Source organism: Aliivibrio logei (assembly GCF_001691055.1).
In the GTDB taxonomy this organism is placed as follows: Bacteria; Pseudomonadota; Gammaproteobacteria; order Enterobacterales; family Vibrionaceae; genus Aliivibrio; species Aliivibrio salmonicida.
The window spans coordinates 804,329-816,802 of the sequence record NZ_MAJU01000008.1 but is presented as its reverse complement, the minus strand read 5'-3'; the positions used below and the strand labels follow the sequence as shown (position 1 = coordinate 816,802).

Genomic DNA, 12,474 nt, shown 5'->3' with positions numbered 1-12,474 from the left:
TTGTGCTGCTTTACGTGCTTTTGCTCGTGCAATAGCGGCAGCTACGGCTGCTTTCTTTGGATCTTCTGTCGGTGTCTCATTATCACTCGTTGATTCTGGTTTTGTTTCAGTCTCAGCGTTTGATGAAGAAGCGTCTTTTTCAGCTTGTGCTGCTTTACGTGCTTTCGCTCGTGCAATGGCGGCAGCTACAGCGTCTTTTTTCTCGGTTTTATTCGGCGAATTTTCTTCATTGGTTGAAGTTGTATTTTCTAATTCTTGTTTTGCTTTTCTGTCACGTGCTTGTTGCTTACGCTTTTCACGTAATTTAGCCATTTCAGAATTATCGGGATCTCCAGAATGGTCTTTGGTCGCTTCAGCTTGTTTTGCTTTTGCACGAGCAATCGCCGCCGCAACCGCTGGTTTAGGGCTCGCGATTCCAGATTCTTGTGCTGCTTTTTGAGCTTTAACTCTTGCTATAGCCGCAGCAATGGCATCATTACCTGATCCTGCTGCTTTTTCTGTGCTCATTTCTTTACGACGGTTTTCTGCAGCGAGTTTAAATTTGTTCTCTCGTTCTAGTTTATCTCGTTCCATTCGTGCATTTTTTTCTTCAAAACGTACTTTGGCACGATCTGCCGCAAGTGAATCTTGCTTACGTGCATAAATTTCAGATTTAGCTTGGCGGTAATATTGAACAAGTGGGATCTCACTTGGGCAGACATAAGCGCATGCCCCACATTCTATACAATCAGATAAATGGTATTCTTCACATTTTTCATAATCTTCTGATTTTGAGTACCAGTATAATTGTTGTGGTAGTAAGGCTGCGGGACAAGCATCTGCGCAACTACTGCAACGAATACAGGCCATTTCATGGTTGTAAAGAGGGAGCTCTTTTCTGTCTGGCGTAATAATGCAGTTGGTAATTTTAGTTATTGGTATTTGTTGGTGGGGTAATGTGAATCCCATTAGCGATCCACCCATGATAATACGCGGGTGTTTTTTATCGGCTTTATAGCCAGTAAGCGTCATTAAATAGTCGACACAGGTACCTAAGCGAACCCAGAAATTCCCCGGTATATCTAAACTGTTCCCTGTTAATGTAACCACTCGCTCAATTAATGGTTCTGCATCACATATCGCGCGCTTAACGGCAAATATTGTACCTACATTTTGAACAATAACCCCAATGTCGGTAGAGCGCCCACTCGCAGGTACTTCTTTACCTGTCAAGATTTTCACTAGCTGGCGAGAACCACCTGATGGGTATTTGGTTGGAATCACTCGAATTAAGATATTATCGTGTTCTGTTACGATCGCATTTAATGCTTTAATCGCTTCCGGTTTGTTATCCTCAATGCCGATAATTGCTATTTTAGGCGTTAAAATGTACTGTAGGATTTTTATACCAACAATCACCTCAGCCGCATAATCTTGCATTAAACGATCATCCGCGGTGATATAGGGTTCACATTCAGCTGCATTGATGATCAGCATGTCTGCTTTCCCAATACCGCTTTGTAATTTTCTACTCGTAGGAAAACCCGCTCCGCCCATGCCTGATATACCAGATTGACGAATACGCTCAATAAGTTTTATTGGATCTCGGGTTGCAAAATCAGTAATCGGTTTTCTATTTTCAATCCACTGATCATTACCATCAGACTCAATAACAATGCACAAGTCTGTTAGGCCTGAAGGGTGGGCAACGGTTCTTGGCTCTATTGCTACGATCTTTCCTGAAGTGGGCGCATGAATAGGCACACACATAGCAATATTACTTTGAGTGAGGGGTTGCCCTTTTAATACGTGTTGACCTACGGTAACAAGAATATCGCCTTTAGCACCAATATGTTGTTTTAGTGGAAGGATTAGTTGATCTGGAACCCCCGCTTGTTGGACGGTATTTCGTGTCGAAATGTGTTTATTTTCAGCAGGGTGAATACCTCCGTGAAAATCCCATAATTGACCTTGTTTGATTTTTTCGATAATGGACAACATGGGTTACAGCTCCGATGCTTTAGTTGGTTTATCTGCAGGAAGATTCACAACAGGGATTGTATTTAAATCCCATTTCCAATTATCAGGCGTTGTATTTACAGGGATCATTTCAATGCAATCTGTTGGGCATGGCGCAACACATAAATCACAGCCAGTACATTCTGCTTCAATAACAGTATGTAGTGCTTTTGTGCCGCCAACAATCGCGTCCACAGGGCAGGCTTGAATGCATTTAGTACATCCAATACACATGTCCTCATGAATAAAGGCGATTTTTTTAATACTTTTTTCTTCGTCATGAGCAGAACTTGGGATATCAACGCCCATTAGATCGGCTAACTTTTCAATCGTAGCTTGACCACCTGGAGGACATTTATTAATGGTGTCACCGTTTGCAATGGCTTCTGCATAAGGCTTACAGCCTGGATAACCACATTGACCACATTGAGTTTGTGGTAATATAGAGTCAATTTGATCGACGATTGGATCGGATTCAACTTTGAATTTTATTGATGCAAAACCGAGAATTAACCCGAAAACGAGGGCTAGGGCAGAGATTGCAATAACGGCAATTAAAATAGAACTCATGTTTATAATTTCACTAGACCAGTAAAGCCCATAAAGGCTAAAGACATTAATCCTGCAGTAATCATAGCAATCGATGCGCCTTTAAATGGCAGAGGAACATCTGCAGCGGCGATGCGTTCACGCATGGCAGAGAAAAGGATTAAAACAAGAGAGAAACCTACGGCAGCACCAAAACCATAAATGATAGATTCAATAAAGTTATGATTTTCGGTGACATTTAATAGGGCGACACCAAGTACAGCACAGTTTGTTGTTATTAGTGGCAAAAATATACCAAGTACACGGTAAAGCGTCGGACTGGTTTTGTGAACAACCATTTCTGTAAATTGAACAACAACGGCGATCACTAGAATGAAACTCATCGTGCGTAAGTATTCGATCCCTAGAGGCGCTAAAATATAGGTTTCAATAAGATAAGAACATACTGACGCTAAAGTCAGAACGAAGGTCGTTGCAAGGCCCATTCCAATGGCACTTTCTAGTTTCTTAGACACACCCATAAATGGACAAAGTCCTAAAAACTTTACCAATACAAAGTTGTTAACTAAAACAGTCCCAATAAGAAGTAAGAGATACTCAGTCATGCAGATGATTTTTATAATAATAGATGGTCTGGTTATTATCGGACTTTACGGCAGTGATAACAACCTTAGAAAGAATAGGTTTTTAAATTTTAGGCAAAAAAAAACCTCGTCGCTAGACAAGGCTTTAAAATTTGGCTCCCTTTGCTGGACTTGAACCAGCGACATACGGATTAACAGTCCGGCGTTCTACCAACTGAACTAAAAGGGAAAAGTTTTTTCGGACGTGATAATAACGATTCAAAAAAAGACTGTCAACCGCTAAAGGACAAAAAATAATCGATCGATTATTTAGCCAACAATTAACTATTTTTGTTCAAAAAATTATTGACATTAGCTGCAGCCTATAGAAAACAAGGCTTGTGGGTAGTTATCCACTAAAACTGTGGATAAGTATGTTAATGAAACGGTGTTAAGTCGTATTTGGCTAGCTGTATCAGTGCATGCAATCGGTATTAAAATAAAAATATGGGTTTATGATTTTAATAAATCAATGACTTAGCGTTGTTTTGATGATGAACTAATCAATAAGTAATAAATTAATAAAGAAAAAAAACAACATTGGTTATAATTTGTTCTTGTCTGGGGAAAACTTTTATCTTAATAAAGCGTTTCTATAAAAAAAGAGTAAGATTTGATAGTGTGTCTTTCTATAAAAGAGCCGTAAAAATGTGGAGCAATATAAATGACTAGTGCGTATGAATTAGTTTCAGACTATCAGCCAGCAGGGGATCAACCTCAGGCAATTAAAACGCTAAATGAAGGGCTAGAAAATGGTCTTGCTCATCAAACGTTATTAGGGGTTACTGGATCAGGTAAAACATTCACACTGGCGAATGTGATTGCTAAATCAGGTCGTCCTACCGTGATAATGGCACATAATAAGACATTAGCTGCTCAACTTTATGGTGAAATGAAAGCTTTTTTCCCTAATAACGCCGTGGAATATTTTGTTTCTTATTTTGATTATTATCAACCAGAGGCTTATGTCCCAACCACGGATACCTTTATAGAAAAAGACTCATCGGTTAATGAGCATATCGAGCAAATGCGCCTCTCTGCGACAAAAGCATTATTAGAACGTAAAGATGCGATTATTATCGCTTCTGTTTCTGCGATTTATGGTCTTGGCGATCCTCAAGCGTATTTAAGTATGATGCTGCATTTGAGTCGAGGGGATATCATTAACCAACGTGATATTTTACGTCGATTAGCTGAATTACAATATAAACGTAATGACATGGCTTTTGAGCGAGGTACATTCCGTGTTCGTGGTGAGGTTTTGGATGTTTTTCCTGCAGAATCAGAGCATGAAGCGATTCGAATTGAGCTTTTTGATGACGAAGTTGAACGTATTAGTAAGTTTGACCCATTAACGGGTTCAATTATTACTAAAGACATGCCTCGTTGTACTATATATCCGAAAACACACTACGTAACACCCAGAGAAAAAGTACTTGATGCTATTGAACAGATAAAAGTCGATTTAGCTGAGCGAAAAAAAGAATTATTAGCTAATAATAAGCTAGTTGAAGAACAAAGAATCTCACAACGAACTCAATTCGATATTGAAATGATGAATGAGCTTGGTTTTTGTTCTGGTATTGAAAACTATTCTCGTTATTTGAGTGGTCGTCCTCAAGGTGAAGCGCCGCCCACTTTATTTGATTATTTACCTAAAGATGGCTTACTGATTATTGATGAATCCCACATTACCGTGTCTCAAATAGGGGCAATGTACAAAGGTGATCGTTCACGTAAAGAGAATTTGGTTGAATACGGTTTTCGGTTACCTTCGGCATTAGATAACCGTCCTATGCGCTTTGATGAATTTGAAGCCCGTGCTCCACAAACGATTTACGTTTCTGCTACGCCTGGAAAATATGAAATCGAAAAATCAGGCTCTGATATTGCTGAGCAATTAGTAAGGCCTACTGGTTTACTTGATCCTATTATTGAAGTTCGCCCCGTTGGAACTCAAGTGGATGATTTATTATCTGAGATCAGAATTCGTACGAAGGTGGGTGAGAGAGTGTTGGTGACGACGCTTACCAAGCGTATGTCTGAAGATCTGACTGAATATCTTGCAGAGCATGGAGTGAAAGTTCGTTATTTACATTCTGATATTGATACGGTTGAGCGTGTTGAGATCATCCGTGATTTGCGCTTAGGTAAGTTTGATGTGTTAGTCGGCATTAACTTATTGCGTGAAGGTTTAGATATGCCAGAAGTGTCTTTAGTCGCGATTTTAGATGCAGATAAAGAAGGCTTCTTACGATCCGAACGATCATTAATCCAAACGATAGGACGTGCCGCTCGTAATTTAGAAGGTAAAGCGATTTTATACGCAGATCGGATCACGGGCTCAATGGAAAAAGCCATTGGAGAAACAGAAAGAAGACGTGAAAAACAGATATTACATAATGAAGCATTAGGTATTGTGCCAACCGCATTGAAAAAAAATGTGGCTGATATTCTTGAGCTGGGAGATATGACTAAGAATAAACGGAAAATAGTCGCACCTAAAATGAAGCTATCAGAGGTGGCAGAAGAAGGAGCGAGTTATCAATCGATGACGCCTCAGCAATTAGAAAAAGAAGTTCAACGATTAGAAGCAAAAATGTATCAACATGCGAGAGATCTCGAGTTTGAACAGGCTGCTAAAGTAAGGGATGAGGTAGACAAATTAAGGAATCAATTTATAACGAATAGTTAATGACTGTTTTGTAAATTATTGATTTTAAGAAAAAAAGAAGCCAACCGTAATATACCGGTTGGCTTTATTGTTCATGTGAAAGTAAATTTCACTAACAACGTCAGTTGGCTAGGTGACCCTTTGGCTTAAAGGGTCACTATACATATAGCAGAGAGCGTGCCAACTTTTTATAGCATGAAAAACGCCTAATTTAGTACAAAAAAGACGCGATATCACAACTGTTTTGCATAATGCGAAAATACCTTTGCGTTATGCAATTGCATTATGCGAAAATGCAAAGGTTGATATGCTTTTTAATGGTTTGGATTCTGATGCAAAAAAAATATTTACTCATGGTTGAAGACACCGCTTCTGTTGCTGCGCTTTATCGTTCTTACCTTAATCCTTTAGGTTTAGATATCGATGTTGTAGCAAAAGGTGTTGATGCGATTGAAAAAGTGACGTTAAAGGCACCGGATTTAATTTTATTGGATTTGCGCTTGCCGGATATGACTGGACTTGAGGTTTTAACGGAAATTCGAAAAATTCATCATGATACACCTGTTGTGTTAATGACTGCCCATGGTTCTATTGATGTTGCCGTTGAAGCGATGCGTTTAGGTGCTCAGGATTTTCTTATTAAACCATGTGAAGCCGATAGGCTCAGAGTCACTGTAAATAGTGCATTAAGAAGAGCGCAAAAGAACTTAGATAATACGGGTCTTGATCCAAATAAAAGCAACAATCAATACCAAGGTTTTATTGGTAGTAGCTCTCAAATGCATCAAGTATATCGAACTATTGATTCTGCGGCGCCAAGTAAAGCCACGGTCTTTATTACTGGGGAATCAGGAACAGGTAAAGAAGTGTGTGCCGAAGCCGTTCACGCAGCAAGTAAGCGGGGAGACGGGCCATTCATCGCGATTAACTGTGCCGCGATACCGAAAGACTTGATTGAAAGTGAGTTGTTTGGTCATGTTAAAGGCGCATTTACAGGAGCGTCAGTTGATAGGAAAGGGGCGGCAGAACAAGCTGACGGAGGAACCCTGTTCTTAGATGAATTGTGCGAAATGGATTTAGACCTGCAAACCAAATTATTACGTTTTATTCAAACAGGGACCTTTCAAAAAGTAGGTTCTTCTAAAATGAGTCGAGTTGATGTTCGATTTGTTTGTGCAACCAATCGTGATCCTTGGCTAGAAGTTCAAGCAGGTCGATTCCGTGAAGATTTATATTATCGATTGCATGTTATCCCATTAACGCTGCCTCCGTTACGAGACAGAGGCAATGATATTATTGAAATTGGTCACTCAATATTAGGTCATTTTTCTCATGAAGAAGGGAGAGAATTTATTACATTTAGCCCAGATGTGGTCTCTCGATTTCTTGAATATGATTGGCCGGGAAACGTTCGGCAATTACAAAACGTCATTAGAAATGTCGTGGTATTGAATCGAGGTAAAGAAGTCTTGCTTTCTATGCTTCCGCCACCGTTAGCACCAGAAGATCATAATGGTTCGAATATTGCATCTTTACAAGCAGTTAATCGCTTAAGCCGTCATTTTGAACAACCTCCAGTTGATATTGAATTCGTACCTGAAGGCAATATGAAAAAAGAAATTAGACCATTATGGTTGTCTGAAAAGCAGATTATAGAAGATGCAATTACTCTATGTGATGGGAACATTCCACAAGCCGCTAAGCAATTAGAGGTGAGCCCTTCCACAATATATAGAAAATTACAGTCATGGAATGATAAATAGAGGGTGATACCGTGAATCAATATGTAAATCAACTAGCCGTCAATCAGTTAGTGCAGGAAGTTGGTGATGAGAATGTGCCCTTTTTATTTGGTATTTTCTGTGATGAATTACATGACTTTATTGATACATTAAGTTCTCAACCTGAAATTGATAAAGTAAGAGAAATTAGCCATTGCTTAAAGAGTAGCGCCGGGAGTTTTGGTGCGGATAAGTTAGCGGGAATGGCGATTGATGTCGAAGAAAAAGCAAAATCACATCAAAAAGAATGGGTTCAGAATAATATGTCTGAGTTTGTTGATATTGCTCGTCAAACAGAGCGTGCTTATCGAGAGTTTCTGATTTAGGAAATTGGCTTTTATTATAAAATAAAAGCCAATTCTAAAGCTGCCTTGGTTAGTTTAATAGCCCAACGATAGCTTGTTTTAATTTGTCTCTATCGTGTCGCCAATCATGATTTGGTGACGCGAGATCTGTTTTTCTGCAATCGTATTCATTTTGTAACTCAGCTAATTCTCGATCTGTTAGAACGATATCTACTTTTCTTCCCGAACACGCGCGTTCACACCAAGCTAACATCGTTGAATGGTTCATTTTACCTGCAGGGCCAAACTCTTTAGATAAATTATCAATGAAGACGACTTTTGCATGCTTGTTTCCTGCAATAGCTTTACCAATTCCGGGTAATAGTAACGGTGGCATTATGCTCGTTAAAAAACTGCCTGGTCCAAGTAAAATCAAATCCGCTTCTTTTACTGCATCAATTGCTTCTAAGGTTGCTGGTACTTCAGGATCAAGAAAAAGACGAAGTGGAACTTCTTCCATGTCATCAACATTGGTTTCCCCTGATATTTTACGTAGATCAGTGGTTAACGCGCCTAAATCTGATGGATGCTCAGACATTGGAATGATGTTTGTCTCTACTTTTAGCATATCTCGAATTAAATTAATGGCATCCAATGGGCGAACACTTAGGTTGTCTAACGCGGTAAGCATTAGATTTCCAAGATTATGACCGTGTAATTCACCTAGGCCTTTAAATCGGTATTCAAACATCATAGAGCTAATCGAAGGGTCCATAATGAGCTGGTTGATACAATTTCGAGTATCTCCCCACGCAATTCCTCCTTGGCACTCTCTAATGCGCCCTGTAGAGCCTCCATTATCTGTTGTTGCTACTATGCCTGTAGCATTGCTTCCAAAATCACTAAGCGCAGCAAGAACTCGCCCTAAGCCGTGACCACCACCAATGGCAACAATTTTATGTTCAGTCATGTTTATATTCTTTAAAAAACGTAAATTGAGTGTGGTGGATAATAATAAATTGGACAAGTACTAATAAAGTAAATGTTGAATTAATCACAGTTTTAAGTAATTTGTTATTAACAAAGTTAACAGTAATCAAATAAAATAGAGAAATTTTGGGTTAATTTCAAAAGAAATTGGAAAACCACAGAAATATTGAGTATTTTAATAAGAGCACCAACTGAATTAATACTGGTTTAGTGTGGTTGCCATAACTCCGAGCTCAAGCTACTAAGTTGTTCTAAGAAATATTCAATATGTAGTGTGAGCCAGTGACAATTCGGTCACAAGGGTTTGTTTGGAAATGAACAAGCCTCCCGTGTTTGGAAAGGTGTTCCGTGGCGAAACAATTTGAAGATAACTACAACCGTAAGTTTTATTATTTACGGTTGTCGATTACAGACGTCTGTAATTTTAAATGTACTTATTGCTTACCTGATGGTTATCGACCTGAAAATGGTAAGCGAGAGTCCTTTCTAGAGCTTGATGAAATCGAACGTACTGTGAGTGCGTTTGCCCGTTGTGGTACGTCAAAAGTGCGTATTACAGGGGGAGAGCCAAGCCTTCGTAAAGATTTCACTGACATTATCCGTACTGTGGCTTCTCAGCCGGGGATAACTAAAGTTGCTACGACAACAAATGGTTATCGGATGGAAAAACATGTCGCTGAATGGCGTGAAGCAGGTCTAACGAATATCAATGTCAGTGTTGATAGCTTAAATCCAAATATGTTTTATCAGATCACAGGTGAAAATAAATTCGCCGAAGTTATGGCTGGTATTGATAAAGCAATTGAAGTGGGTTTCAAGCAAGTCAAAGTGAATACGGTATTACTGAAAGATCTCAACAGCACCGAATTACCTCTCTTTTTAAAGTGGATCCAAACTCGTCCTATTCAATTGCGTTTTATTGAGTTGATGCAAACGGGTGAAATGGACGATCTTTTCAAAAATCATCATCAATCTGGTGTCTCGATCCGTAATCACTTAATTGCGAATAATTGGATATTAAAAGCTCGTGGCGAAAGTGATGGCCCAGCTCAAGTCTTTATTCATCCAGATTATATGGGTGAAATTGGGTTGATAATGCCTTACGAAAAAGATTTCTGTCAGAGTTGTAATCGATTACGAGTATCAGCAAAAGGTAAGTTACATATGTGCCTATTTGGTGATTACGGTGTTGAATTACGTGATTTATTGCAAGCTGATACTCAGCAAGACGAGTTAATTCAGCGCATTCAAACGCAATTAGATAATAAAGCAGAAGGCCACTTTTTACATGATGGCCACGCTGGAATGACCCCTCATTTAGCCTCTATTGGCGGATAATAAAGAAGAATTATGTCAAATTTTACTCATATTAATGCCTCTGGTGAGGCGAACATGGTTGATGTATCAGCAAAACAAGAAACCGTTCGTGAAGCGCGTGCAGAAGCATTCGTACATATGGCGCCAGAAACTCTAAAGTTGATTGTTTCTGGTTCTCATCATAAAGGTGATGTTTTTGCTACCGCACGTATTGCAGGCATTCAAGCAGCGAAAAAGACATGGGATCTTATTCCATTATGCCATCCGTTGTTGCTGACTAAAGTAGAAGTTCAACTTGAAGCCATTGAAGCTGAAAACATGGTTCGTATTGAATCAGTCTGTAAGTTAACTGGAAAAACTGGCGTTGAAATGGAAGCCTTAACAGCTGCTTCTGTTGCGGCTCTAACCATTTATGATATGTGTAAAGCCGTTCAAAAAGACATGGTTATTAGTCAAGTTCGTTTATTAGAAAAAACGGGCGGTAAATCTGGACACTTTAAGGTTGACGCATGATCACAGTATTATTTTTTGCCCAAACTAAAGAGTTAGTAGGAACCGGTAAACTGGAACTTACAGGTGAGTACGCGACAGCGGAAGCAATTCGAGAAGAGTTAAGTAAAAAAGAAGGTAAGTGGGATTTAGCCCTAGAAAAAGGAAAATTGCTTGTCGCAATAAATCAAACTATTTCAAGCTTAGATTCCGCGGTTGTTGATGGTGATGAAGTTGCCTTTTTCCCACCAGTAACAGGTGGTTAAGATGATTTCTGTTCAAGAACATGACTTCAATGTTGGTGATGAATATACTCTGTTAGCAGAAGGTACAGCCTCTGGTGCTGTGGTTACTTTTATCGGTAAGGTTCGAGATATGAACCTTGGTGATGATGTGAAGGGGCTTTCTTTAGAGCATTACCCCGGTATGACAGAAAAATCATTGAATGATATTGTTGCACAGTCGAAAGAACGTTGGCCGCTATTAAAAGTGAAAGTGATTCATCGTGTTGGTGATCTGGAACTGGGCGATCAAATTGTGTTTGTTGGCGTATCGAGTGCACACCGCGGTGCTGCGTTTGAATCTTGCGAATTCATTATGGATTACTTAAAAACAAATGCACCTTTTTGGAAGAAAGAAAGAACAACCAAAGAAGTACGTTGGGTTGAATCTAGAGACACTGATAAATCTGCGGCGCAGCGTTGGGAAAAATAGACCGAATTAGCTGATGTTTGTTTATATAAATAAAAAGGGAAGAGAGCATAAGCTTTCTTCCCTTTTTTAGTTTGATGTACACAGGTCAGTTATTTATTATAAATACCAAACTGTTCCATTGCATAAGCAACACGAGCTTCTGGAGTTGGGTAGGGAACGGTTTCTTCCAAGCTTTCAATATGCTTTAAACGAGGGAGTAACCCTGTTCCGTTTGCAATTTGAATTGCTAAGCCTGGACGAGCATTAAGTTCTAGAACCATTGGTCCGTATTTTTTATCGAGTACCATATCAGTACCCAGATAACCTAATCCGGTCATTTCCCACGCACTAGATGCAAGGGTCAATAGTTTATGCCAATGAGGGACTTCTAGCGTACTTAATAATTTACCCGTATCAGGATGGTTTTCTACAGGTAAATCAAATTGTACGGCACGTACGGCTTTTCCTGTCCCTATGTCGATACCCACACCAACAGCACCTTGGTGCAAGTTGGCTTTTCCATCGGAGTTTGTTGTTGATAAACGCATCATAGCCATGACAGGGTAGCCTTTAAATACGATAATACGTACATCTGGCACTCCTTCATAACTGAAGCCGTCAAACACATCATCAAACTCGATTAAGTTCTCGATCATCGCAACATCGTTTTTTCCACCAAGAGAAAAAAGACCTGCAAGTGTATTGGTAATATGTCGCTCTACATCTTGTTTGTTTGCTTCTGCTCCAGATGGCTTGTAATACACGCCATCTTTATGAGAAGTAACAACTAAAATGCCCTTACCGCCACTGCCTTGGGCTGGTTTGATAACAAAACCAGGCCAGTCTTTAACGATATCGTGAATATTCTTCACTTCAGCTTGGCTATCAATTACACCAATAAGTTTAGGAACTGTAGCGCCTGCTTTTACCGCAATCACTTTTGTTTTTAACTTATCATCAACTAATGGGTATTTGCTTCGATCATTGTAACGGCCGATATAACTGCCATTACGTTGATTCATGCCCATGATCCCTTTTTCTTTTAGTTTAGACGGAGACGTGAATCTACTAAACAT

General features: G+C 39.4%; 12 protein-coding genes, 1 tRNA gene and 1 riboswitch. Of the genes, 7 read left to right on the top strand and 6 right to left on the bottom strand.

The features are described 5' to 3' along the window. From rsxC to A6E04_RS07825, 4 genes are all read right to left on the bottom strand, one after another. Positions 1-1,980 (bottom strand): electron transport complex subunit RsxC (gene rsxC, locus A6E04_RS07840; protein WP_065610988.1); only part of this gene is annotated, 1,980 nt, incomplete at its 3' end. 3 nt (positions 1,981-1,983) lie between these two features. Further along, positions 1,984-2,568, bottom strand: a complete 585-nt coding sequence (gene rsxB / locus A6E04_RS07835) for an electron transport complex subunit RsxB (protein ID WP_012550446.1) — start codon at positions 2,566-2,568, stop codon at positions 1,984-1,986. A 2-nt stretch (positions 2,569-2,570) separates the two neighbouring features. Beyond that, positions 2,571-3,152 carry an electron transport complex subunit RsxA gene (gene rsxA, locus A6E04_RS07830; RefSeq protein WP_012550447.1) on the bottom strand — a complete coding sequence of 194 codons (582 nt, stop codon included), beginning with the start codon at positions 3,150-3,152 and terminating at the stop codon, positions 2,571-2,573. 132 nt (positions 3,153-3,284) lie between these two features. After that, positions 3,285-3,360, bottom strand: a tRNA-Asn gene (locus A6E04_RS07825). A gap of 474 nt (positions 3,361-3,834) precedes the next feature. Between A6E04_RS07825 and uvrB the strand changes: the two genes are divergently transcribed. From uvrB to A6E04_RS07810, 3 genes are all read left to right on the top strand, one after another. Then, entirely contained in the window at positions 3,835-5,865 is a 2,031-nt protein-coding gene (uvrB, locus tag A6E04_RS07820) for an excinuclease ABC subunit UvrB (RefSeq protein WP_017022887.1), read from the top strand. 296 nt (positions 5,866-6,161) lie between these two features. After that, positions 6,162-7,607: a quorum-sensing sigma-54 dependent transcriptional regulator LuxO gene (gene luxO / locus A6E04_RS07815; RefSeq protein WP_175365415.1), complete on the top strand. Its 1,446-nt coding sequence runs from the start codon at positions 6,162-6,164 to the stop codon at positions 7,605-7,607. Between the two features lie 11 nt (positions 7,608-7,618). Then, on the top strand, positions 7,619-7,951 hold the full coding sequence (locus A6E04_RS07810; RefSeq protein ID WP_012550450.1) for an Hpt domain-containing protein: 333 nt from the start codon (positions 7,619-7,621) through the stop codon (positions 7,949-7,951). A gap of 49 nt (positions 7,952-8,000) precedes the next feature. Here the strand turns inward: A6E04_RS07810 and yvcK are convergent, their stop codons facing one another. Continuing rightward, a complete protein-coding gene (gene yvcK, locus A6E04_RS07805) occupies positions 8,001-8,879 on the bottom strand; it encodes a uridine diphosphate-N-acetylglucosamine-binding protein YvcK (RefSeq protein ID WP_017022889.1) in 879 nt (292 codons plus the stop codon). 233 nt (positions 8,880-9,112) lie between these two features. After that, positions 9,113-9,259: riboswitch (molybdenum cofactor riboswitch) on the top strand. On the opposite strand from yvcK, the gene moaA reads away from it, so the two are divergent. From moaA to moaE, 4 genes are all read left to right on the top strand, one after another. Continuing rightward, positions 9,248-10,237 (top strand): GTP 3',8-cyclase MoaA, encoded by a 990-nt coding sequence (gene moaA / locus A6E04_RS07800; protein WP_012550452.1) that lies wholly within the window; start codon positions 9,248-9,250, stop codon positions 10,235-10,237. (Overlaps the previous riboswitch by 12 nt.) Positions 10,238-10,249: 12 nt before the next feature. After that, entirely contained in the window at positions 10,250-10,729 is a 480-nt protein-coding gene (moaC, locus tag A6E04_RS07795; protein ID WP_017022890.1) for a cyclic pyranopterin monophosphate synthase MoaC, read from the top strand. Next, positions 10,726-10,971 (top strand): molybdopterin synthase sulfur carrier subunit, encoded by a 246-nt coding sequence (gene moaD, locus A6E04_RS07790; RefSeq protein WP_012550454.1) that lies wholly within the window; start codon positions 10,726-10,728, stop codon positions 10,969-10,971. Before moaC ends, moaD begins: the two co-directional genes overlap by 4 nt. A gap of 1 nt (position 10,972) precedes the next feature. After that, a complete protein-coding gene (gene moaE, locus A6E04_RS07785) occupies positions 10,973-11,419 on the top strand; it encodes a molybdopterin synthase catalytic subunit MoaE (RefSeq protein ID WP_026469751.1) in 447 nt (148 codons plus the stop codon). Between the two features lie 89 nt (positions 11,420-11,508). Here the strand turns inward: moaE and A6E04_RS07780 are convergent, their stop codons facing one another. Next, on the bottom strand, positions 11,509-12,474 hold the full coding sequence (locus tag A6E04_RS07780) for an alpha-L-glutamate ligase-like protein (protein ID WP_017022892.1): 966 nt from the start codon (positions 12,472-12,474) through the stop codon (positions 11,509-11,511).